Here is a 23,299-nt window from a genome sequence, read left to right as displayed (position 1 = left end):
TGCGATCTCAGAGAAAACGATCGGGCGAAAACGGTGCGAGCGGAATTTCCGGCGGCTTGCCGCTCAGAAGCTGGGCGACGAGACGACCGGTGCGCGCCGAGCCGACCAGGCCGATATGGCCGTGGCCGAAGGCATAGACGATGTCGCGCGAGGCCCGCGCGTAACCGATGCAGGGACGTCCGTCCGGCATGCTGGGCCGATGGCCGAACCAGGTCTTGATACGCGAAGCCGGAATGTCCGTCGGCAGTTTCGGGAACATGCTGAAGAGGTTGTTGCGCAAAATCTCGGCGCGCTTCCAGTTCGGCGCGGCCTCGAGGCCTGCGATCTCGACCGTTCCGGCGGCGCGCAAACCCTTGTCGGTCCAGTTCACCACCATCTTCGCATCCGAGGCCATCATCGAGCTGCGCGGGCCCGTTTCCGGATTCTCGATCATGACATGATAGCCGCGCTCGGTCTCCAGCGGCAGCGGATCACCGACGGATGCCGTGAGCCGCTTCGAATGCGCGCCGGCGGCAATCACTGCGGCATCGCACGCAATCTCACCGGTCTCGGTCAGGACAGCCACGAGCTTGTTGCCGGATAGCTTCAGCCCGATTGCCTTGGCGCGCACAAGCTTGGCGCCGCTTGCCAGCGCATGTTGCGCGAGGGCCGCGACATAGGCTCCGGGGTCGCGGCAGCGCCCGGCCTCTTCCACCACCACGCCGAACGTGTAGCGCGGATGCAAATCGGGCTCGCGCTGACGCATTTCGTCGGCCGAAAGCTCCAGCCATTCGACACCGACGCGCTTGCGTACGCGCCAGCCGAGATCATCGTCGAAATTGCCGCGCGACGGGAAGACATGCATCACGCCGTTACGCTCGATCAATTCAGGAACGCCCGCCTCCTCCGCGAGCTTCCTGTGCAACAGCGGCGCATCCTTCAGAAGGTAGCGTAGCGCAAAGGCCGTCGTCTCGACCCGCGCCTCGGTCCAGCCCGAGAGCAGATATTTGATCAACCAGGGCAGCGCCTTCGGCAGATAAGACCAGCGGATCGCGAGCGGTCCAAGCGGATCCATCAGATAACCCGGCACCTTCTTCCAGACGCCGGGCTCGGCCGGCGGGATCACCGAATGCGAGGAGAGCCAGCCGGCATTGCCGTAGCTCGCCGCCTGTTCGCCACCGGGCTCGCCCGGATCGATCAGCGTGACGCGATGTCCTTCGCGCAGCGCCTCGATGGCGCTGATCACGCCGACCGCGCCGGCACCGATGATGGCGACGTGGCGGCCCTCCGACATCGCTTAGGCCTTCACCGCAGGCGTAAAGTCCTTGCTGACCGACATCGCGCGCGGATCGATGATGCAGTGGAGGATCGACGGCTTGCCCGAGGCGAGCGCACGCTCGAAGGCCGGCGCGAACTCTTCGGTGCGCTCGACGCGCTCGCCGTGGCCGCCGAACGCTTTTGCGTACATCGCGAAATCCGGGTTCTTGAGCTGGGTGCCGACCACGCGACCGGGATAGTCGCGCTCCTGGTGCATGCGGATGGTACCGTATTGCGCATTGTCGACGACGATGACGACGAGGGCTGCGTCGTACTGCACGGCAGTCGCGAACTCCTGGCCGTTCATCAGGAAGCAGCCGTCGCCGGCAAAGGCGATGACGGTCCGATCCGGATATTGCCGCTTCGCGAGCACCGCGGCCGGCACGCCATAGCCCATCGAGCCCGACGTCGGAGCAAGCTGCGAGGCAAAGCTGTGGAAGCGGTGATGGCGATGGATCCAGCCGGCATAATTGCCGGCGCCGTTGCAGACGATCGCGTCCTTGGGCAGGCGATCGCGCAGCCAGGTCATGACCTGACCATACTGGAACGTGCCCGGCAGCTCGCGCGCCTTGTCGGTCCAGGCGAGATAATCGGCATGCGCCTTGGCGGCCTCGCCCTTCCAGGCAACGGCGCCTGCCGGCTTCAGCGTCTCGACCGCGGCCGCGAACGCGGCGGGCGTGGCCTGGATCGCGAGCTCAGGCTGATAGATGCGGCCGAGCTCTTCCGAGCCGGGATGAACGTGGATCAGCTTCTGCCGCGGGGTCGGAATGTCGAGCAGCGTGTAGGATGAGGACGGCATCTCCGACATGCGGCCGCCGATGAGCAGAATGACATCGGCGTCGTCGATGCGAGCTTTCAGGCCCGGGCTCGGGCCGATGCCGAGATCGCCGGCATAATGCGAATGATCGGCGTCGATCAGCGAGGCGCGACGGAACGAGGTCGCGACCGGCAAGTCGAAGCGCTCGGCAAACCGCGCGATGCTCCTGGTCGCCTCATCGGTCCAGCGCGAGCCGCCGAGAATGACGAACGGCGCCTTGGCGCTCGCAAGCATGGCGCCAACGCGCTCGATATCGGCGGGCGCCGGCCAGCTCACCGCCGGCTCGATCCGCATGGCGTCCGCAACGGCAGCGGCCTCGGTCAGCATGTTCTCGGGCAGCGAGATCACGACGGGACCGGGACGGCCCTGCATGGCGACGCGGAAGGCGCGCGCGACCAGCTCCGGAATGCGGTCGGGACGATCGATCTCGACCGCCCATTTCGCCATGGTGCCGAACACCGCCTTGTAGTCGAGCTCCTGGAACGCCTCGCGCTCACGCATGCCGGTGTCGACCTGACCGACGAACAGGATCATGGGCGTGGAATCCTGCATCGCGATGTGGACGCCGTGGCTGGCATTGGTGGCGCCGGGGCCGCGGGTGACGAAGCAGATACCGGGACGGCCGGTGAGCTTGCCATAGGCCTCCGCCATCATCGCAGCTCCCCCTTCGGCGCGGCAGATCATGACGTCGATCGGGCTGTCATGCAGCGCGTCGAGCGCCGCAAGGTAGCTCTCGCCCGGCACGCAGGTGACGCGCTCGACGCCTTGCGCGACCAGCTGATCGATCAGGATCTGGCCCCCGGTGCGGGTGTTGCGAATGGTCATGACGGCTCCCTCAAGGCTTTGGCAATGCATTTCGCAGCTTCGCGAAAATTTTGTTCCGGGCTGGCGTAGGACAGCCGGAAACAAGGTGCAAGGCCGAAACCGCTGCCCGGCATTACGGCCTCGTCATGCCTCTCCGGCAAATGGCGGCGGCAGCCATGCCTCTCTCGGACGTCGACCGGGAAGCAGGCCCCCTTGCCGTCATGCCCCTTTGCGCTGCCGCGCGCTCGCCAACAGCACCAGCATGAACGAGGCCGCGGTCATCAGCGTCGAGATGGCAGCGATGGTAGGGTCGATCTCGTCGCGGAGCGCGGTGAACATGCGCTTGGTCAGGGGCTGATACTGGCCGCCGGAGATGAAGAGCGCGACGATGGTCTCGTCCATCGCCGAGATGAAGGCGAAGATGCCGCCTGCGATCACGCTGGACTTGATCTGCGGCAGGGTCACCGCGAAGAAGCTGCGCAGGCGGTTCATGCCGAGGCTGCGTGCGACCATCTCCTGCGCCGGGTCGAAGCTCTGTAAGCCCGCCAGCACCGAGATGATGACGTATGGCAGGCCCAACATCACGTTCGCCAGCACCAGGCCCGGCAGCGTCGCGACCAGGCCGATTTTGGCATAGAGGAAGAAGATGCCCACCGCAGTGATGATGATCGGCACCACCAGCGGCAACAGCAGCAGCATGTGGATCAGCCGCATGATGCGCAGCTTCGACTGGCTGATGGCATAGGCGGCGGCGACGCCGAGCGGCGTCGCGATCACCACGGTCAGGAGCGCGACAGTCAGTGTCACCCGCGTCGCCTGCATCCAGGCCGCGTTGGAGAAATACTGCTGATACCAACGCAGCGAGAACGACGGCGGCGGGAAGGTCAGGAAGCGCGCGCTGGAGAAGGAGATCGGCGCGATGATCAGCACCGGCAGGATCAGGTAGACCAGCACCAGCGTGCTGATCACATAGAGAGCGATCCGGGCGGGCGACCATCGCGTCATTTCTGCCCCAATATGCGATCGAGCGAGATGAAGCGGCTGACGGCGAAGAAGATCGCGAGCACGCTCAAGAGCAGCACGACGGCGACCGCGCTCGCAGCCCCGAACTGGTTGTAGAGCTCGACATTGCGGCTCACCAGCATCGACACCATCACCGTGCGGCCGCCGCCGAGCAGTTCCGGCGTGATGTAGAAGCCGAGGCAGAGCACGAACACCATGGTTGAGCCTGCGAGCACGCCCGGCAGCGACAGCGGCAGGAAGACGCGGACGAAGGTGAGCGACGGGCTCGCCCCTAGGCTGGCGCCGGCCTGCATGAGATCGCTCGGAATCTTCTGCATGGTGGCATAGAGCGGCAGCACCATGAATGGCAGGAGAATGTGTACCGTCGCAACCACCGTGCCGAAGGTGTTGTGCACCAACGCGAGCGGTTCGCTCGTCACGTCGAGATAACGCAAAAGCTGATTGATTACACCGGTGCGCTGGAGCAGCGCCAGCCAGGCATAAGCGCGCACCAGCACGCTGGTCCAGAATGGCAGCACGACCAGCGACAGGATGAGAATACTCCATCCTTTTGGCACCGAGTTGGCAAGATATGCCACGGGATAGCCGAGCAGCAGCGCGATTGCCGTGACCGCGAGGCTGATCTCGAAGGTCAGCGCAAAGCTGCGCCAGTAGATGTCTTCGGTGAAGACGCGGCGATAGTTCTCCAGCGTGAAGCCGTCATGGTAGATCGACTGCCAGGCCAGCCAGCCGACCGGCAGCATGATCAGAGCCAAGATCACCAGCAGCGCCGGCGACACCAATGCCAGCATCAGCGCATGCTCCCGGCGCTGATGCTTTTGCGATGGATCTGGCACGGATATCGTCAACGCAGCCTCGCTTCGCCTACTTCTGCATGAACGACGCCCAACGCTTCTCGGCGGCTTCGCCCGCCGGCGAGGACCACCAGGCGTAGGACATCAGCGCCTGCTTGGCCGCATTGGCCGGCTCGCTCGGCAATTGCGCGGCGCGCTCGGGCTTGATCACGTTGGTCTCGAACGCCTTCGGGTTGCCCGGGCCATAATCGATATGCAGCGGCAGATTGGCCTGGTGCACGGGATCGACGGCCTCGTTGAGGAATTTCACGGCCGTGTCGAGGTTCGGCGCGCCCTTGAGGATGCAGAGCGAGGTGCTTTGCAAAATCCCCTGGTTGTAGGTGAAGGCGACCTTGGCGCCTTCCTTCGCGACGGCGCTGACGCGGCCGTTCCAGGCCATCTCCATGTCGACCTCGCCGTCATTGAGAAGCTGCGCTGACTGTGCGCCGGAGGTCCACCACACCGTGACGTGCGGCTTGATCTCTTCGAGCTTCTTGAAGGCCCGGTCGACCTCGAGCGGATAGAGTTTGTCGGGCGCGACGCCGTCGGCCATCAGCGCCGCCTCGAGCGTTGCGAACGGGTGGTTGCGCAGCGCACGGCGGCCGGGGAATTTCTTGACGTCCCAGAAATCGGCCCAGCTGTTCGGCGCGTCCTTTGGAAACGTTTTCTGACTATAGGCCAGCACGCTGGAATAGAACTCGTAGGACACCGAATAGGGACTGCGATACGCCTCCGGCATCGCGGCGCCATTCGGAATCTTCGAGAAGTCGAGCTTCTCGATCAGCCCCTGCTCGCCGCCACGCAGGCAGTTGCCGGTTGGGGTATCGACAACGTCCCAGATCGGCTTGCCGCTGCCGACCTGGGTCTTGATCGCAGGCCAGGCGTCGGGAATCGAATCCTGATTGATGGTGATGCCGAGCTTCTTGGCGGAGGGATCGAGGATCGCCACCGTCTGCGCCTGCTGATAGGCGCCTCCTTGTGAGACGAAGGTGATCTGCTCGGCGGCGCTGGCCGCGGTGCCGCCGAGCGCGATCGCGCCAACCAGCGTGTAGCCAAATCCAACAAGCCGTTTCGTATTCATCCTCGCCTCCTCCAGGTAAATCTCACTGTCCGATCGCGTCGAGAAACTGGTACCAGCCCGCGACCATGCGCACGGCGGGCTCGCGCAACGGATAGAACGGGATGGCTTTCAATCGCCGCGCGTCGAGCAGCCCGACCTCTGGCGTCTCGCCGCGCACGAAGGCGGCGAGATAGCGGCCCATCAGGCTCGACATCGCCACGCCCGCGCCGTTGTAGCCCATCGAGAACAGCGTGCGGTCGTCGAGCCGGCCGATATGCGGCACCGAGTCCAGCGTCATCCCGACCAGGCCCGACCATTTGTAGGCGAGCGGGACGTCGGCGAGATCCGGGAAGATGCCGACCATCGCCTTGCGCAACGCGTCGAAGGCGGTTTCCGAATCCTGCTTGCCGAACGCGCCGCGGCCACCGAAAATCACGCGGTTGTCGACCATCCGGAACCAGCGCATCATGCGCTTGGTCTCGGTGTAGGTGCGCCCGGTCGGCATCAGGCTTCCCGCGAGGTTGCGCGGCAGCTTGTCGGTCGCGATGATGGCGCTGCGGAACGGGATCAGCGTGCGCTGCATGTTCGCGGTCGCGCCGGTGAGGTCGGAATAGCTGTTGGTGGCGATGATCGCTTGTTTCGCCCGCACCGCGCCTTGCGGCGTTTCGGCGACGATGCCGCTATTGTCGCGCCGAAGTTTTACGACGGGCGACTCCTGGAAAATGGGGATGCCGCGGCGCGCCACGCCATCGGCAAGGCCGTGCAGATAATTCAGTGGATGGATGCCGCCGGAGCCGGGATTGAGCACGCCGCCGACGAAGATGTCGGAGCCGGTCTCGTCGCGCACTTGCCCCTTGTCGAGGATGCGGACCTCCGCATCGCCCATTTCCTGCTTCATCCACGCCACTTCGTCGATCGCAGCCTTCAGGGTCGTCTCGTTGTGGGCGGCCTTGACCTGGCCGGTGCGCGTCAACGCGGCACTGGTGATGCCAAATTCGGAGACCAGCTCCTCGACGATATCAGTGGATTCATGCGCGATCCCGTACATGCGCTGCGCCATGGCGCGGCCGTGCACGGCGTCGATCTCGCGGAACGAGAGGCGGAATTTTGCGGTGATCACGCCGCCATTGCGGCCACTCGCGCCCCAGCCCGGGCGGTTGGCCTCGAGCACGATGGGGCTGAGCCCGCTCTTGGCGATGTGGTGGGCCGCGGACAGGCCGGTATAGCCGGCACCGATGATCACCACGTCCGCTTGGCTCTCGCCGGACAGGACCGGAAACGCGCGCGCCGGCTCCGCCGTGGCTTCCCACAGCGAGTTGGCCGACGGCAATGCGCTCCAGTTCTGCGTCATCTCCGCGCTCACAAAAGTTACACCGCCGGCCCGATGGCCGCGTCGGCGAGCGCCTTCAACGTCGAAAAATGGAAGTCCGGCTTGGTCAGCGTCTCCACGGCCGGTGTGCCTCCGAAGCCGGCCATGCCCTGGCGGCGCTCGATCCAGCACACCTTGTAGCCGAGCTTCCGCGCGATCCGGATATCGTGATACTGGCTCTGGGCGACGTGAAGGATATCGGACTGCTTGTAGCCGAAAGCAGATTGGCGCCCCTTGTTGTACGCGAAGAACTCCGGATCGGGTTTCGCAACACCAGTCTCGTCGGCGCACACGGTATCGTCGAAGGGATTGCCGAGCGCATGCGCGTAACAGGAGAGCGCGACGCGGTCGGCGTTGGTCATGGCGACCAGTCTGAATTTGGTGCGCAGGCGCTTGAGCGCCTCGACCGAGTCCGGGAACGGTCCCCAGCGCAGCACCGCGAGTTGGAAGACGTCGCAGGAGGCGTCATCGGCCTGCAGCCCGAGCTCCTTGGCAAGATAGCGATAGACATGAAACATCACCTCGCTCGAACGCTCGTGATGCTTGTCGCGACCGCGCTTGTAGGATTCGAAGATCTTGTCGTCGCTGAGCTCGGCCGGCGACTTGCCCGAGATCCGACGCACCGCGGAGAGCACGCCGGTCTCGAAGTCGATCAAGGTGCCGACGACGTCGAAGGTGAGAACCTTGAAATTGCTGAACGAGGCTGCTGACGACATTTTTGGCTTCTTCTCTCGGTTGGACAAGGCTTGGGTTCAGTCCCTCACCCTGGGCACGACGATGGTGTCCTCGGGGTGTAGGGTCACGGTGAGGCTGCCGCCGAGCGGCGGGATGCGGCTGTAGGCTTCGTGATGGCTCGCCTGGCGCAGGCTCAGCACGATGCCATCGGCGAGCGCCAGGAAGATGCGCAGGCTCTCGCCCTGATAGACGATGTCGGTGACCGTGCCGGTGAGCCGATTGCAGGCGGTGTCCGGCGCGCCGTCGTCGATCAGCAGTTTTTCGCTGTGCACGGCGAGCATCAGCGCGTCCCCGTCGGGAATGGCGCGGGCGCTGCGCAGAAGGACGTTGCCGAGCGCAACGCCGGAGGCATCGACGCGTCGCACGGGTAGCATCGTGGCTTCGCCGATGAAGCTCGCGACGAAGGAATCCGCGGGATGGTCGTGCAGGCGCTCGGGCGCGTCGATCTGGATCAGCCTGCCGTCTTTCATCACAGCGACGCGGTCGCTCATGGTCAGCGCTTCGCGTTGATCGTGGGTGACGTAGATGATGGTGGCGCCGATGCGCTTGTGCAGCGTGCGCAGCTCGATCTGCATGGATTCGCGCAGCTGCTTGTCGAGCGCGGACAGCGGTTCGTCCATCAGGATCAGCCGCGGCTCGAAGATCATGGCGCGTGCGAGCGCCACGCGCTGGCGCTGGCCGCCGGAGAGTTGCGCGATACCGCGCTCTTCGTAGCCGGCAAGGCCGACCATCGAAAGCGCCGCGCGCACCTTATCCGGCCAGGTCGCCTTCGGCAGCCGTCGCGCGCGCAAGGGAAAGGCGACATTCTCGCCGACGCTCATATGCGGGAACAGCGCGTAGTTCTGGAACACGACGCCGATGTCGCGCTTGTGCGGCGGCATCCATGTGACGTCGCGGCCGCCGAACAGGATCGTTCCGCTCGATGGCAGGATGAAGCCGCCGAGGATGCCGAGCAACGTGGTCTTGCCGGAGCCGGAGGGGCCGAGCAGCGAGACGAACTCGCCGGCGGCGACATTGAGGGACACGTCGTCGAGGGCGCGAACGGCGCCATAGGCCTTGCTCGCGGATCTGATCTCGACGCTTTCCGCTCGTTTGTCCAACGATCGACCTCGCCATGTCCCTGCAATGGCGTGCCTCACTGCGCGCCATAAGCCTGCTTTATAGACAAGACATTTGAGCACTCACGGTCGAAGCGTGCACCGCACCAACATCTTCGCTCGCAAGCCCTGTCTTTAGGCTGTCACGTCGATGACATCAGACTTGGCAAAACTCGGCAATTGCCAAATTCTCACCTGGCCCATAACATGGCGTTATGCCCGAGCTGCGCCGGATGCTGCCCTCAAGTAACGCCCTGTTCGTCTTCGACGCAGCGGCGCGCAATGGCAGCTTCACGGCTGCGGCCGCCGAATTGAACGTCACCCAGCCCGCGGTGAGCCGGATGCTAGGCCAGTTCGAGGACCATCTCGGCGTCCGCCTATTCGATCGCAAGGCGGGACGCGCGGTGCTCACCGAGGAAGGCGAACTCTTGTATCGCCGCGTGCTCGAAGGCTTTCGCAGCATCGAGAGCGGGCTGGTCGAGATCGAACGGCGCCGCAAGGGCACCGAGACGGTGACGCTATCGGTCTCCTCCGCCTTCACCACGCATTGGCTGATGCCGCGCATCGACAAGCTGCAGAAGCAATTTCCTCACGTCGATTTGCGCTTCCAACTGATCTCCGGCGCGCTGCGCGGACCGGTGGAGAATGTCGACCTCGGCATGCGCTTCCGCGATCGTGAGGAGCCGTCATCCGGCGGCACGCTGGTGATGAAGGAGGTCATGCTGCCGATGTGCAGCCCTGCCTATCTCGGCGAAACCGATCCCGCCGAGGGCAACACCATCATTCGGCTCGCCGAGACGCCGGGCGACTGGGCCGCGGATTACGCATCGCTTCTCACCGGGCGTCGCGGCGCGGCCAAGGCGCTGAGCTTCACGGACTATGCCGTCGTGATGCAGGCCGCCCTGCTCGGCCAGGGCATCGCGCTCGGTTGGCTGACGGTCGCCTCGCACTGGATGCTGACCGGCGCACTGGTGCCGGCGTCCGACACGCTCACCACCACGCGCCGCATCTGCGAATTCCTGCCACCGCGCAACCGGCCGATGCGCCCCATCGCCGCCGAGATCCGCGACTGGATCACTGCACAGATGAAAAGCGAGATCGCCGCGATCGACCGGCTCTATCCGAAGCTCGGCGCGATGGCCGCCTGCTATTGAGCGAGCGGGAGGTGTTGGAGTGAGGCACCTCTCCCTCCACGTCATTGCGAGCGCAGCGAAGCAATCCAGAGTCTTTCCGCGGAGAGATTCTGGATTGCTTCGCTGCGCTCGCAATGACGGTGTGGATAGAGTTTTGGCCTCTACCGATGCTCGATTGCGCGGATTGCGCCGCGCAGCTCGGCGAGGCCGCGGAGGCGGCCGATGGCGGTGTAGCCTGGATTGGTGCGCTTGGTCGCCGCGAGGTCGTCGAGCATGCGGTGGCCGTGATCGGGCCGGAACACGATTCTCTTGTCAGGCGAACGCCGCGCGTTCTCCTTCAGCAGCGCCTTCAGCACCGCGACCATGTTGACGTCACCGTCGAGATGATCGGACTCGTAGAAGGACAAACCATCCGCTTCGCGCTTGGTCGCGCGCAGATGCGCAAAGGCAATGCGCGGACCGAAGCGTTCGGCCATGGCGGGGAGATTGTTCTCGGCGCGCACGCCGAGCGACCCCGTGCACAGGCAGATACCATTGGCCTTTGACGGCACGGCATCGAACAGCGCCTGATAGTCATCGGCGCTGGAGGCAATGCGCGGCAGGCCGAACAGCGGGCGCGGCGGGTCGTCCGGATGCAGCGTCAGCGAAACGCCGAGCTGCTCGGCGACGGGCGTGACGCGACCCAAAAATTCGGCGAGATGCTGCCGCAGGATTTTCGGCGTGATGTCGCGATACGTTTCGAGTCGATCGCGGAATTGCGGGATCGTCATCGGCTCGGTGGTCGACCCCGGCAACGCGCTGGCGATCACCATGACGAGATAGTCGATATCGGCCTGGCTCATCTGGTCGAACAGCTTTTTCGCGCGAGCCTGCTGCTCGGGTGAGTATTCCTGGACGGCGGCGGGACGCTTCAGAATGTGCAGTTCGAACGCAGCGAAACGGTCCTGGTCGAAGCGCATGGCACGGGCGCCGTTCGGCAACTCCCATTCCAGATCGGTGCGGCACCAATCCACGACGGGCATGAAGTTGTAGCAGATGATCTTGATGCCGGAGGCGGCGACCGCCTCCAGGCTGGCGATCCACGCCTCGATCGAGCGCGTCGCCTTAGCCCCGAGACGCTTGACGTCGTCGGGGATCGGAATCGATTCCACCACCGACCAGGTCAATCGCGAGCGGCCGGGCTGGCCACGCTCGATGAAGTTCTTGCGCTCCTCGACCGACTTGCGTGTCCAGGCTTCGCCGATCGGTACCTGATGCAGCGCCGAGACGATATCCGTCGCGCCGGCCTGCCTGACATCATCGAGCGAGACCGGATCGTCCGGCCCGTACCAGCGCCATCCCTCAAGCATCATAAAAAATCTCCCGGATCAGTTCGCGGTCAGCACGACCTTGACGCTCTGCGAGCGGTCGAGCGCCAGCCGCAGCGCATCCGGCGCGGTGGACAGCGGCCGCTCGGCGGTGACCAGCGACAGCACGTCGACACTGCCGTCCGCGATCAGCTCCACCGCGGTCATGAATTCGAGCCCGAACCGGAACGAGCCGCGCAAATCGATCTCCTTGGCCATCACCGCATTGGCGGGCACTGGAATCTGGCCGCCCGGCAAATTGCCGATCTGTACGACAACGCCACCGCGCCTGACGATACCGATCGCACTGGCAAGGCCTGCAGCCGTGCCCGAGACTTCGAAAGCGACATCGTAGGGGCGCGACGCGGCCTGCGCCTTCAGGCCTTCCTCGCCGGCCGCGACATTCTCGACGTGAGATGCGCCGAGCCGGGTCGCAAAAGCCAGCGGCGCCGGCGCGATGTCGGCCACCGTGATGTCGGTCATGCCGGCGCGGCGCGCAGCGAGCATGGTCAGAAGCCCGATCGGACCGGCACCGAAAATGATGCCGCGCTTGCCTTCGATGTTGCCGGCACGCGCGACCGCGTGCAGGCAGACCGCGAGCGGCTCGGCCAGCGCCGCGGCCTGATAGGACACATGATCGGGGATCTTCACGCACTGCGCCGGAATCGCGTCGAAGTAATTGGCGAAGCCGCCCTGCATGTGCGGAGTCTTTGAGGCCGAGCCCATGAAGTAGATATTTTCGCAGAGGTTTTGCCGGCCTTGGCGGCAAGCGACGCAATGGCCGCACCAGCGCGACGGGTTGACGGCGACACGGTCGCCGAGCTTCAGGTTCGCCGCGGAGCCCGCGATCTCCACGACCTCGCCGGAGATCTCGTGGCCGAGCACCAGCGGCGATTTCACCACGAAATCGCCGGTGCGAGCATGACGGAAATAATGCATGTCCGAGCCGCAGATGCCGCCGGCGCCGAAACGGAGGCGCACCATGCCTTCAGCGAGCTTGTCGAGCGGATGCTCGACCATGCGCAGATCTTCGGGGCCAAACAGGGTTGCGGCGAGAGCAGTTGAGGTCATTTGGAAAGTCCCATGTATTTCGGCAGCCAGAGGGTCAGTTCGGGGATGTAGGTGATCGCGATCAGCGCGAGCATCAGCGGCACCAGCCAGGGCAGGATCGCCACCGTCGTGCGCTCGACCGAGAGTTTTGCGACGCGGGCGAGCACGAACAAGACCATGCCGAGCGGCGGGTGCAACAGGCCGATCATCAGGTTCAGCGTCATGATCAGACCGAAATGGATCGGGTCGATTCCGAGCTTGAGCACGATGGGCAGCAGGATCGGCACCAGAATGGTGATCGCGGCCGTGGTGTCGATGAAGCAGCCGACGAACAGGATCAGGACGTTGGCGAGCGCCAGGAACACCCATTTGTTGTGGGTGATGCTGAGCATCCAGTCCGACAGCATCTGGGCTGCCTGCGACACCGTCAGCAGCCAGGCGAAGATCGAGGCTGCCGTGACGATGAACAGCACCGAAGCCGTGGTCTCGATGGTGTCGAAAGTAGCCTTCGCGACCGTTTTCATCGTCATGGTGCGGTAGCGTACCAGGCCGAGGAACAGCGACCAGATCACGGCGGCGACCGCCGCTTCCGTCGGGGTGAACCAGCCGAGCGTCATGCCGCCGATCAGGATCACCGGCGCCATCAGCGCCATCACCGCGGAGAAGTCGAAGTACCAGTCGAGCGCGAGCAGCACGACCAGGCCAAGCCCAACTGCCCAATTGGTGGAGAGACCGGCGACCGTCAGAAGCCAGACGGCCATCGGGAAGCTCAGTACGACGAGGATCTCGAGCCCCGCCGATCCCAATTGCGGCCAGGAGAACGGCGTATCGCTGCCCCATTTGTTCTTGTGCGCGAAGTAGGTGACGGTGGCCATCATCAGCAGCGTCAGCACGACGCCTGGAATGACGCCCCCCAGAAACAACGCGCCGATCGAGACGTTCGCCATCATGCCGTAGATCACGAAAGGCAGCGACGGCGGGATGATCGGCCCGAGCGTGGCCGAGGCCGCGGTGACGCCGACCGAGAACTCCGTGGTGTAACCGTGGTCCTTCATCGCCTTGATCTCGATGGTACCGAGACCGGCGGCATCCGCGATCGCGGTGCCGGACATACCGGAGAAGATCACCGAGCCGATGATGTTGACGTGGCCGAGGCCGCCGCGCATCCAGCCAACCAGCGCGACGGCGAACTTGTAGATGCGCCCGGTGACGCCGGCGATGTTCATGAGATTGCCGGCCAGGATGAAGAACGGCACGGCGAGCAGCGGAAAGCTCTCGACGCCGGCGATCATGCGCTGAGCCAGGGTGACGTCGGGCGTCACCCCGCTAACCAGAATGTAGAGCAGCGACGACGCGGCCATGGCGATCGCCACGGGAACGCCGAGCAGCATCAGGACGAGAAAGCCTCCAAGCAACAGCAACATGGGATTACCCTTCAAAACCGTCGTAGGCGCCGGGACGTTCGAGGATCGAGTAGCCCTGCCGCAAATGTTGTATGGCCACCTGCACCGAGCGGACGAACATCAACACGAACCCCGCCAGCACGGCGTAATAGACGTAGTCCTTGGGAAGATTGATCGTGGTCATGGACTCGTCGCCGATGATCTGGATGTAGACCCAGACCAGCTTGATGGCGTAGCCGAAGAAGACGATCCGGATCAGGTCGATCACCGTCGACAACGCGCGCGCCACGAGGTGCGGCAGATAGCGATAGAGCAGATCGACCTGGATGTGCCGCGACAGCCGCACGCACATCGAGGAGCCGATGAAGACCACGCCGATCAGGCAGTAGGTCGCGATCTCCTCGGTCCAGGCGTAGCTGTCGTTGAGCACGTAGCGGGTGAAGAACTGGAGGAAGACGGCGAGCGCCATCACCCAGAAGATCGCCAGCGCGACCCAGTCCTCGAAAGCGTAGATGCCGAGATCGACCTTGGGTGTCGCCTCTTCCTCGAAGGTGTGGGCGATCTCGTCCGCGGTGATCTGCCGGTGCGTTTCGGCGGTGGACATGGGTTGCTCCTCAAACTGGTCACGTCGTTCCGGGATGGTGCGTCAGCACCAAACGCGGAACCTCGAGATTCTCAGGTGCGCAATTGCGCACCTGAGGTTCGGTCCTGCGGACCGCCCGGGATGACGACTATGTCGTCACTTCACCGCCTGAATGCGTTCCCAGTCGGCCTTGCGGTAGCCGAAGGTCTCGAACGCGACGTTCTTCAGCACGGTGTCGCGGAACTCGTTCTTGTCGACCTCGGTGACGGTCAGGCCCTTCTCCTTGAAGAAGGCGACCAGCTTGGCCTCGTTCTGCTTGATCTCCGCGGTCGCCTTGGCGGCGGCTTCCTGCGCCACGTCGGTGAAGATCTTCTTGTCCTCGTCGCTGAGCTTCTTCCAGAGCGCGCCGGCCACCACCGTGTTGAGATGATCGACGATATGGCCCGTCAGCACGATGTGCTTCTGCACCTCGTAGAACTTCTTGGCCTCGATCGTGGTCAGCGGGTTCTCCTGCGCCTCGACGGTGCCGTTCTGGAGCGCCAGATAGACTTCGGCGAACGCGATCGGCGCGGTGTTGGCGCCGCAGGCGCGCGGCATCGCCAGATAGGCGGGAACGTCGGGCACGCGCATCTTCAGGCCCTTGAGGTCGGCACAGGTCTTGATCGGCTTGTTCGACGAGGTCTGACGCACGCCGTAATAGGTCACCGCGACGATGTGGTGGCCGCTCTTGTCCTCATAACCTTTGGTGAGCTCCTTGAAGATGTCGCTCTTGGTGTAGGCGAGCAGATGATCCGCATCGCGGAAGGTGTAGGGATAATAGGTCACGCCGATCGGCGGAAAGCTCTTGGCCGCGAAGCTCGAGCCGGAGATGATGATGTCGACCGAGCCGAGCGAGAGGCCCTGGTTGATGTCGGCCTCCTTGCCGAGCTGCGAGGCCGGATAGACATCGATCGCATAGCGGCCGTTGGTGCGCTTGCCGATCTCCTGCGCGGCCCAGACCGACGCGGTGTGGAACGGCTCCGAGGTCTCGTAGACATGGGCCCATTTGAGCTTGGTCTGCGCCATGCCGGCGCCAGTCGTAGCAATCATCGCCGCGGCCGAGACCGCCAGCACCATTGTCATCTTTTTCAACACTGACTTTTCCTCCATTTTTCAAGTCTGCTTCTTTTAAATCCGCTTCTTGTCAGCCCGCCCCAACGCGGGTGCGGGCTGCACAATGTCATCGCTGTCGCGCACTGCTGCTCGCAGCTCGGCTCTTCTTCGGCGCACGTTCCGGTTTTGACGGCTTTGCCGTCGATCGCGCGGTGCGCCCGGAAGACGGTCCTGCCGCTTTCTCGGCGCCGAAGTTCTGCGCAAAGCGCTCCTGGGATCGCGCGAGATGATCGCGCATCGCGTCGCGCGCCGCTTCAGGATCGTGTGCGGCGATGGCGTCGCGCACCGCGCGATGCTCGTCGAGCGCGGTGCGCCACGTGCCCGGGCTCTCGAAATAATGCGCAAGCTGCGCGAAATAGGGATTGAGGCGCTGGTCGAACAACTCGCCGACCACGCGCACCAGAACGGCATTGCCGAGGCTTCCGGCGATCGCGACGTGGAAGGCGCGGTCGTGGACCATCGAGGCTTCGCCGGGGTGTTCTACATTCTCCATCGCCACAAGGGACGCATCGATGCGGGCAACGTCGTCCTTCGTCGCCACGCGCGCGGCTTCTTCGGCGATGGCACTTTCCAGGAACTCGCGGGCGCGCAACAGCTCGAACGGGCCCTCGATGACGGAGGCAGGCGCGGTCGCCGCGACCGTCGCGGGCTCGATCACATAGATGCCGGAACCGACGCGGATACGAAGGCGCCCCTCGACTTCCAGCGCGATCAGCGCTTCGCGCACCGTCGGCCTGGAAATCCTGAGCTGCTCGGCGAGCTCGCGTTCGGTCGGCAAGCGGCTGCCGACCGCGTACTCGCCGCTGTCGATCAGGCTTCGCAATTGATCGGCGACCTGGCGATAAAGCCGTCTCGCCTCCACAGCTTCCAGCGGCACGCTGGTCCTCCCGAAAGGGTCATGCCGGCAGCTCTCGCTGCCCGCGGCCCGCCAATTTTGGAAAATTGGTCTTACCAATTGACCGCAGCATTGACCGAGGACAGGCGCCATGTCAAGCAGCGGCCAAACAAGGGAGAGACGACCATGCGTCCTGGTTCGACACGCCTTGGCCGCGCCAATCTCGACCGGCTGCCACCCGGCATTCGCCGCCCGGCCTACGACCGTTCGCGCGTCACCTCCGGCATCGTGCATCTCGGCCTTGGCGCGTTTCATCGCGCCCACCAGGCCGTCGTCATCGATGATTGCCTTGCGGCCGGCGCCACCTCGTGGGGCATCGTCGGCGCCAGCCTGCGCAGCTCCGACACACGCGACGCCCTCGCCCCGCAGGATCATCTCTATACGGTTGCCGTCCGTGCAGCCGAAGGCACCGAACACCGCATCATCGGTGCGCTGCTGGACAGCGTGGTCGCGCGCGAGAGCCCGGCACGACTGGTCGAGCGAATGGCCGATCCCGCCATTCGCATCGTCTCACTCACCGTCACCGAAAAGGGCTATTGCCACACGCCGCAGACCGGCGATCTCGACGAGCGCCATCCTGATGTCGTGCACGACCTCAACAATTTCGACGCGCCGCGCTCGGCTCCCGGCTTCATCGTGGCCGCGCTGGCGCGCCGGCGGGCCCTGGGCGCCCCGCCCTTCACCGTGCTGAGCTGCGACAATCTCGCCGCCAACGGCCACACCGTGCAGCGGATCGTGACGCAATTCGCCGCGCTGCGCTCGAAGGATCTCGGCAAGTGGATCGCGGATACGGCGGCCTTCCCCTCGACCATGGTCGACCGCATCGTGCCGGAGACGACGGATGGTGACCGCGATGCGGTTTCATCCGCGTTCGGTTTGCACGACGCATGGCCCGTCATGACCGAGCCCTTCACGCAATGGGTGGTCGAGGATCGCTTTACGGCGGGCCGGCCCGATCTTGCCGCCGCCGGCGTCGAACTGGTGAACGACGTCAAGCCGTTCGAGTTGATGAAGCTGCGGCTGCTCAACGCCAGCCATTCGGCGCTGGCCTATCTCGGCTATCTCGCCGGCTACGAGACCATCGCCGACACCATGCAGGATCCGCATTTCGCGCGCCTCGCCGCGCAGGTGATGGAAGAGGCCGCGGTGACGCTGACGATGCCTGCCGGCGCAGACCTGGCCGCCTATCGCGCCTCGCTGCTCAAGCGCTTCGCCAATCCGGCACTGCATCACCGCACCTGGCAGATCGCGATGGACGGCTCGCAAAAGTTGCCGCAGCGCCTGCTCGGCGCGATCCAGGATCGTCTCGCCAGGAACCTGCCGATCGCAACGCATGCGCTCGCGGTGGCCGGCTGGATGCGCTACGTCACCGGCCTCGACGACAAGGGCCGCACCATCGACGTGCGCGATCCGCTCGCCGCCGAGTTCGCCGATTTGGCGCGCGAGGCAGGTCCCGTCGCCGAACGATTGGCGCCCGCGCTGCTCGGCGTCGCAAAAGTGTTCGGGCCGCTGGGCGCGGAGCCCCGCCTGCGCGAGGCCGTGACCGCGGCGCTCGGCCGACTCTACAAGGATGGCGCGCGGCGTGCGGTGGAGACGCTGGTCTCGGCGTGACCACAAAACGGGCAGCAATGCTGCATTGCGGTCCAGATCGAACGGAAAGTCGACTGAAGTCGCGCTTGATTTTTGCCTGTCATTGCCCCACCCGAGAGGCATGGCAAAGGACAGCAAGGTGATCGCCGCGAACGCAGCGTTCTACGCCGCCTTTTCGAGCGGCGATTTCGACCAAATGGAGCGGATGTGGGCGGACGATGACGCCATTTCCTGCATTCATCCCGGCTGGCCGGCCATCATCGGCCGGGCCACGGTGATCGGAAGCTGGCGCGACATCCTGCAGAGTCCGGAACGGCCGCAGATCGTTTGCGCGGAACCCCAGGCCATCATCGACGGCGACAGCGCGCGCGTGCTCTGCATCGAGATCGTCGATGGCACAGCATTGGCCGCCGCCAACCATTTTCGGCGCGTCGGCGACGACTGGCGCCTGGTGCACCATCAGTCGAGCCCGATCGCGCAGATTGTCGAGCAAACTGAGGACGATAGAGCGAGCCACCGCGTCCATTGAGGGCGGCCGGCCCGCAGGCACATTCTACTGTGCATGGGGTTGTTTTTCAGTTTTTTTGTTTTGGCGCCTCACCCGAGCCCAGACAAATCATCCAGCACGACCCGCGCCCCGCTGAAATCATCGTCCCGGAAGAACACGCTTCTGGTGATGAGCACGGGAATGTTCGCCCGCGCGGCTGCGATCAGGCCGTTGGTGGAATCCTCGATCGCGACGCAGTCGGACGCGTTGAGCTTCAGCCGCGCCAGGGTCTCGACATAGACATCCGGCGCAGGCTTTTTGTGCCGCACGTCATCCCCGGCGACGATCGCATCAAAATCCGCGGCCCAGCCCGTTCCCAGCGCCCGCGACAGCAGCGCGTCGATGTTGGTGTGCGACGTGGTCGTCGCGATCGCGAGCCGCTGGCCGCGCGCCTTGGCAGCAGCGAGCAGATCCGTCACCCCGGGCCGTAAGGGGCAGCAGCCGGTTTCGACCAGTTCGGCATAATGCGCGGTCTTGATGCGGTGGAGTTCCGCGACGTCGACATCCGATAATGGCGCGGCGATCCTCAGCCTTTCATGGTGGGCGCGGATCCGTTCCTTGCCGCCCGTAACCCGCAGCAGGTCCTTGTAGACGGCCCGGTCCCACTGCCAGTCGAGACCGTGGCCGATGAAGGCATGGTTGAAGGCCTGCCGATGCAGCTCTTCGGTCTCGGCCAGGGTGCCGTCGACGTCGAAGATCAGCGCGGCGGCGCGGCGGACTAGCTCAGCCGCGTCAGATAGCATGATAGCTGGCGCTTCTGCCTGCATGATCGATGCGTCCCTCCGGTGAGCGACCATCGCCTGCACAGGCGGGCGAGACAAATTGCAATATCTTTTGCCCGACCCAAAAATCTCTTATGAGCGGAGGAGCGCTGCGGCGCGAACGGGAACCCCGACCTGCAAGGAAGACGTATGCGGCTCTTTATCCTTGGCCTCGGCTACAGTGCCCGGCACTTCGTCCGCCTGTTCGGTGGCCGCTTCTCGCGTATCGCCGGCACGGTGCGCGATCCCGCGCAGCGGGGCGACCTCGCCGGCATCGAGGTGCATGCTTTCTCCGGCAGCAGTCCGGCGCGCGAGACAGTCGAACGTATCAGCGACGCCGACGTCCTTCTCGTCTCGATCCCGCCCGGCAGCAGCGGCGATCCTGCCATCGCGACCTTCTCGGACGTGCTGGCCACGGACCGCCACCGCAGGATCATCTATCTCTCCACCATCGGCGTATACGGTGACCACGCCGGCGGCTGGGTCGACGAGAGCACGCCGCCGCAGGCCAGCCTCGAGCGCACGCGCATGCGGGTCGCGGCGGAACAGGCGTGGACCGAGACGACTGGTGGTGACGCCGCGATCCTGCGGCTTGCGGGTATCTATGGCCCCGGCCGTAACGCGCTGGTGACGCTGCGCGCTGGAACGGCCCGGCGCATCATCAAGCCGGGACAGGTGTTCAACCGCATCCACGTCGACGACATTGCGAGCGCGATCATGGCCGCGATTCATCACCCGAGCGGCGGCATCTGGAACGTCTGTGACGACGAGCCGGCGCCGCCGCAGGACGTGATTGCTTACGCGGCGAAGCTGATGAACGTTGCACCGCCGCCGGAAGAGCCGTTCGAGACCGCCGAGATGTCGGCGATGGCCCGCAGCTTCTATGCGAGCAGCGCCCGCGTCTTTAACGCGAAAATGAAGCGCGAGCTCGGCGTCACGCTTGCGTATCCGACCTACCGCCACGCTCTGAATGCGTTGTGGCACGCGGGAGAGGGACGATAGGGTTCCGGCATTCCCGGCGTCCCAGACATGCCCTGCTCGCGCTTGACTTCGCTCCGGTACGGTCGTGATCTAACCACTGAGCGGGCCACAGCAAAACGAGTCCGCGCTTGGGAGGATCCAATGAAGACGATCGCCATGATCGCCGCGACCGTTGCCGCCATCACGTTCGGCGCAGCGCGCGCCGCACCGCTGCCCGAAGCCAATCCAGACGACGTCGGCTTCTCGAAACAAGGCCTTGCACGGCTCGACAATTTCTTCGCGCGTGAGATCGCCGCCAAGCGCGTCCCCGGCGCGGTCGTCGCGATCGCCCGTGACGGCAAGCTTGTGCACTACAAGGCCTACGGTATGCTGGATCCGGACAAGGGCACGCCGATGCCTATCGACGCGATCTTCGCGCTGGCCTCGATGACCAAGCCGATGGCGGCGGTCGCGGGCCTGACATTGATGGAGCAGGGCAAGCTGCCGCTCCAGGCCAAGCTGTCCGACTATTATCCCGGATTTGCCGACATGAAGGTCGGCGTTCAGCAGGCCGACGGTTCGTTGAAGCTCGAGCCGCAGGCGTCACCGATCTTCATTCACGACCTGTACCGACACACGTCCGGCCTGATGTATGGCGGCCGCCCAGACAGCGCGAGCCCGGTGGCACGGCAATATCCGGAAGGCACAGCTCCGGCGATCGAAGGCGACACTCAGGCCTTCATCGATCGCATCACAAAGCTGCCGCTGGCGCATCAACCCTCGACCGAGTTCGAATACGGTTTCTCGATCGACGTGCTCGGCGCCGTCGTTGAGAAGGTCAGCGAGCAGAAGCTCGGCGACTATCTCGCCGCCAATGTCTGGCAGCCGCTCGGCATGAAGGACGCGACCTTCCATCCGACCGACGCACAGCGCGCTCGCCTCGCCCGCCCGTTCGCCAACGATCCGCTGACCGGCAAGCCGCAAGCCATCAAGCTTTTGGACACGCCGACAAAATCCGACTGCGGTGGCGCCTGCTCGTTCGCGACCGTCGGCGACTACATCCGCTTCGGACAGATGCTGCTCAACGGCGGCGATCTTGACGGCCAGCGCATCCTCGGTCCCAGGACCGTGCATCACATGACGACCAATCATCTCGGCCCGGAGATCAAGAACAACGTGGCGAACATCGAGCCGCATCGCGCCGGGTTCGGCTTCGGCCTCTCGGTCGCGGTCCGCACCAGCGAGGGATTGTCGTCGGTCCCCGGCAATCCCGGCGAGTTCACCTGGAATGGCGCGTACGGTACGCAATTCTTCTGCGACCCCAAGGAGCGTCTCGTGGTCGTGGTGGGAACGGCGGCGCCGGGCGAGCTGCGGAAATATTATCGCGAACAGGTTCAAGACATCGTCTATGGCGCGATGGTGAAGTGAGATCGACGCCTTGGAATAAAAAGGGCGGCCGCTCGGGCCGCCCTTTTGAAGATCGGCGTCAGCTCAGGACACCATACTTCTTGAACCAGGCCTGGGCCTGTTTCCAGGCATCTTCTGCGGCGTCCTTGCGGTAGCTGCCGCGGTAGTCGGCATGGAAGCCGTGCGGCGCTTCCGGATAGATCTTGAACTCGGCCGTCTTCTTGTTCTGCTCCAAGGCTGCCTTGAGCTGCTCGACCTGGGCGACGGGAATGCCGGTATCGGCGCCACCATAGAGGCCGAGCACCGGTGCCTTCATCTCGGGCGCGAGCTGCATCGGGCTCTTCGGCCATAGCGGATTGGCTGGATCGACCGGCGGACCGTAGAAGGCGACGCCGGCCTTGAGGCTGCCGCTGTGAGCGGCATATTCCCAGACGGTGCGTCCGCCGCGGCAAAAGCCGATGATGCCGAGCTTACCGGTGTCGCCGCCTTGCGATCCCGCCCACGCCACCGTCGCATCGAGATCGGACAGCAGCTCGGCGTCCGGCTTGGCGTTGACGATCGGCAGCAGGTCCTTGATCTCGGTGACCCTGGTCAAATCGACGCCCTTACGGAAATAGTAGTCGGGCGCGATCGCGAATGCGCCGAGCTTGGCCAAGCGCCGCGTCACGTCCTTGATGTATTCGTGCAGGCCGAAAATCTCCATCGCCACGATGATCACTGGTGCCTTGGCGTTGCCGGCGGGCCGGGCAAAATACGCAGGCATCTGTTCGGAGCCGACCTTGATCTTGGCGTCCCCGGTCTGGAGGCCGCTGGTGTCGGTCGTGATCGCCTCGGCGCGCACGGGCCCGGCCGCAAGCGTGTAGCCGGCGGCGACGGCCGCGGTGGCGCTCATGAATCCGCGGCGCGAGACCGGGGCGACCTTGGTCAGCCCGACGACGTCGGATGTCATGGTGGTTTCGATACTCATCGGTTCGTCCTTCCTGATGCGCGGCCCTGATCCGTCGGGCGACGCATTCGCCAATAGTTGTCGGTGAAACGCAAATCACCAGCCTGCGAGCGCGGCGCTTTCAGGCCTTGTTTTCAGATCTTGTTCCGACGCTGTTTCACCGGCGCAGTCTCGGGCATGAGGCTCATTGCGCCAAGTCCGACGATCGCCGCAAGCAGCAGGTACCAGGCCGGCGCCAGCGGATTCCCGGTGACGTGGAGGAGCCAGGTGACCACGAGCTGCGCCGTCCCGCCGAAGCTCGCGATCGCGACCGCATAAACGGTCGCGAACACGCCGCCGCGGATGTTCTGAGGCAGCGCCTCGGTGAAGGTCGCGTAGAACGCGGTGAACGGCAGCGAGCCGATGACGGACAGGACACCGAAACCAACCAGGAGCGACAACGCGCCGGGCGCATGGACGATCCACAGGAAGGTCGGGTAGGTCAGCAGCAGC

21 protein-coding genes and 1 pseudogene are annotated in these 23,299 nt (G+C 64.7%); 5 read left to right on the top strand and 17 right to left on the bottom strand.

Annotated features, from left to right (window positions below; translation table 11 throughout):
* Positions 1–7: 7 nt before the first annotated feature.
* The 8 genes from AC0L3J_RS33300 to AC0L3J_RS33265 all read right to left on the bottom strand — a co-directional run bounded on the left by AC0L3J_RS33300 (position 8) and on the right by AC0L3J_RS33265 (position 9,037).
* Positions 8–1,273: an NAD(P)/FAD-dependent oxidoreductase gene (locus AC0L3J_RS33300; protein WP_473349882.1), complete on the bottom strand. Its 1,266-nt coding sequence runs from the start codon at positions 1,271–1,273 to the stop codon at positions 8–10.
* Positions 1,274–1,276: 3 nt separating this feature from the next.
* Positions 1,277–2,938 (bottom strand): thiamine pyrophosphate-binding protein, encoded by a 1,662-nt coding sequence (locus AC0L3J_RS33295; RefSeq protein WP_473349881.1) that lies wholly within the window; start codon positions 2,936–2,938, stop codon positions 1,277–1,279.
* A 198-nt stretch (positions 2,939–3,136) separates the two neighbouring features.
* Positions 3,137–3,922 (bottom strand): ABC transporter permease, encoded by a 786-nt coding sequence (locus AC0L3J_RS33290; RefSeq protein ID WP_473349880.1) that lies wholly within the window; start codon positions 3,920–3,922, stop codon positions 3,137–3,139.
* Entirely contained in the window at positions 3,919–4,731 is an 813-nt protein-coding gene (locus AC0L3J_RS33285) for an ABC transporter permease (RefSeq protein WP_473349879.1), read from the bottom strand. Before AC0L3J_RS33285 ends, AC0L3J_RS33290 begins: the two co-directional genes overlap by 4 nt.
* 73 nt (positions 4,732–4,804) lie before the next feature.
* Positions 4,805–5,854 (bottom strand): ABC transporter substrate-binding protein, encoded by a 1,050-nt coding sequence (locus tag AC0L3J_RS33280; protein WP_473349878.1) that lies wholly within the window; start codon positions 5,852–5,854, stop codon positions 4,805–4,807.
* A 22-nt stretch (positions 5,855–5,876) separates the two neighbouring features.
* Positions 5,877–7,184 (bottom strand): NAD(P)/FAD-dependent oxidoreductase, encoded by a 1,308-nt coding sequence (locus AC0L3J_RS33275; RefSeq protein WP_473349877.1) that lies wholly within the window; start codon positions 7,182–7,184, stop codon positions 5,877–5,879.
* Positions 7,185–7,201: 17 nt separating this feature from the next.
* Positions 7,202–7,918 (bottom strand): HAD family hydrolase, encoded by a 717-nt coding sequence (locus tag AC0L3J_RS33270; protein WP_473349876.1) that lies wholly within the window; start codon positions 7,916–7,918, stop codon positions 7,202–7,204.
* Positions 7,919–7,954: 36 nt separating this feature from the next.
* A complete protein-coding gene (locus AC0L3J_RS33265; RefSeq protein WP_473349875.1) occupies positions 7,955–9,037 on the bottom strand; it encodes an ABC transporter ATP-binding protein in 1,083 nt (360 codons plus the stop codon).
* A gap of 212 nt (positions 9,038–9,249) precedes the next feature.
* Between AC0L3J_RS33265 and AC0L3J_RS33260 the strand changes: the two genes are divergently transcribed.
* On the top strand, positions 9,250–10,188 hold the full coding sequence (locus AC0L3J_RS33260; protein ID WP_473294907.1) for a LysR family transcriptional regulator: 939 nt from the start codon (positions 9,250–9,252) through the stop codon (positions 10,186–10,188).
* 140 nt (positions 10,189–10,328) lie between these two features.
* On the opposite strand, the gene uxuA is transcribed toward AC0L3J_RS33260, so the two are convergent.
* From uxuA to AC0L3J_RS33230, 6 genes are all read right to left on the bottom strand, one after another.
* Entirely contained in the window at positions 10,329–11,519 is a 1,191-nt protein-coding gene (gene uxuA / locus AC0L3J_RS33255; RefSeq protein ID WP_473349874.1) for a mannonate dehydratase, read from the bottom strand.
* A 15-nt stretch (positions 11,520–11,534) separates the two neighbouring features.
* Positions 11,535–12,584: an L-idonate 5-dehydrogenase gene (locus tag AC0L3J_RS33250; RefSeq protein ID WP_473349873.1), complete on the bottom strand. Its 1,050-nt coding sequence runs from the start codon at positions 12,582–12,584 to the stop codon at positions 11,535–11,537.
* On the bottom strand, positions 12,581–13,987 hold the full coding sequence (locus AC0L3J_RS33245; RefSeq protein ID WP_473294910.1) for a TRAP transporter large permease: 1,407 nt from the start codon (positions 13,985–13,987) through the stop codon (positions 12,581–12,583). Before AC0L3J_RS33245 ends, AC0L3J_RS33250 begins: the two co-directional genes overlap by 4 nt.
* A 4-nt stretch (positions 13,988–13,991) precedes the next feature.
* The gene (locus AC0L3J_RS33240; protein ID WP_018454000.1) at positions 13,992–14,570 is read right to left on the bottom strand and encodes a TRAP transporter small permease; all 579 of its coding nucleotides are present in this window, start codon (positions 14,568–14,570) and stop codon (positions 13,992–13,994) included.
* 135 nt (positions 14,571–14,705) lie between these two features.
* Positions 14,706–15,665 (bottom strand): sialic acid TRAP transporter substrate-binding protein SiaP, encoded by a 960-nt coding sequence (locus tag AC0L3J_RS33235; RefSeq protein ID WP_035963484.1) that lies wholly within the window; start codon positions 15,663–15,665, stop codon positions 14,706–14,708.
* 103 nt (positions 15,666–15,768) lie between these two features.
* Positions 15,769–16,578, bottom strand: a complete 810-nt coding sequence (locus tag AC0L3J_RS33230; RefSeq protein WP_473349872.1) for a FadR/GntR family transcriptional regulator — start codon at positions 16,576–16,578, stop codon at positions 15,769–15,771.
* Positions 16,579–16,722: 144 nt separating this feature from the next.
* Here AC0L3J_RS33230 and AC0L3J_RS33225 point away from each other — a divergent pair, with 144 nt between their 5' ends.
* Complete coding sequence (locus AC0L3J_RS33225) at positions 16,723–18,207, top strand: mannitol dehydrogenase family protein (protein WP_473349871.1); 1,485 nt, start codon at positions 16,723–16,725, stop codon at positions 18,205–18,207.
* Positions 18,208–18,307: 100 nt separating this feature from the next.
* Positions 18,308–18,715 (top strand): nuclear transport factor 2 family protein, encoded by a 408-nt coding sequence (locus AC0L3J_RS33220; RefSeq protein ID WP_473349915.1) that lies wholly within the window; start codon positions 18,308–18,310, stop codon positions 18,713–18,715.
* A 68-nt stretch (positions 18,716–18,783) separates the two neighbouring features.
* Here AC0L3J_RS33220 and AC0L3J_RS33215 read toward each other — a convergent pair whose 3' ends face one another.
* Positions 18,784–19,500: an HAD family hydrolase gene (locus AC0L3J_RS33215; RefSeq protein ID WP_473349914.1), complete on the bottom strand. Its 717-nt coding sequence runs from the start codon at positions 19,498–19,500 to the stop codon at positions 18,784–18,786.
* Between the two features lie 144 nt (positions 19,501–19,644).
* On the opposite strand from AC0L3J_RS33215, the gene AC0L3J_RS33210 reads away from it, so the two are divergent.
* Together AC0L3J_RS33210 and AC0L3J_RS33205 are read left to right on the top strand one after the other, a co-directional pair.
* Positions 19,645–20,496, top strand: a complete 852-nt coding sequence (locus AC0L3J_RS33210) for an SDR family oxidoreductase (RefSeq protein ID WP_473349870.1) — start codon at positions 19,645–19,647, stop codon at positions 20,494–20,496.
* A 120-nt stretch (positions 20,497–20,616) separates the two neighbouring features.
* On the top strand, positions 20,617–21,882 hold the full coding sequence (locus tag AC0L3J_RS33205) for a serine hydrolase domain-containing protein (protein ID WP_473349869.1): 1,266 nt from the start codon (positions 20,617–20,619) through the stop codon (positions 21,880–21,882).
* Positions 21,883–21,940: 58 nt separating this feature from the next.
* On the opposite strand, the gene AC0L3J_RS33200 is transcribed toward AC0L3J_RS33205, so the two are convergent.
* Positions 21,941–22,828 (bottom strand): dienelactone hydrolase family protein, encoded by an 888-nt coding sequence (locus AC0L3J_RS33200; protein WP_473349868.1) that lies wholly within the window; start codon positions 22,826–22,828, stop codon positions 21,941–21,943.
* A gap of 113 nt (positions 22,829–22,941) precedes the next feature.
* Positions 22,942–23,299 (bottom strand): annotated as a pseudogene (locus AC0L3J_RS33195) (MFS transporter); the annotation flags it as partial.

Source organism: Bradyrhizobium sp. Kon37, from assembly GCF_055807535.1.
Note: the sequence above shows the minus strand (reverse complement) of the source record. Positions and strands in the feature narration are given on the sequence as shown.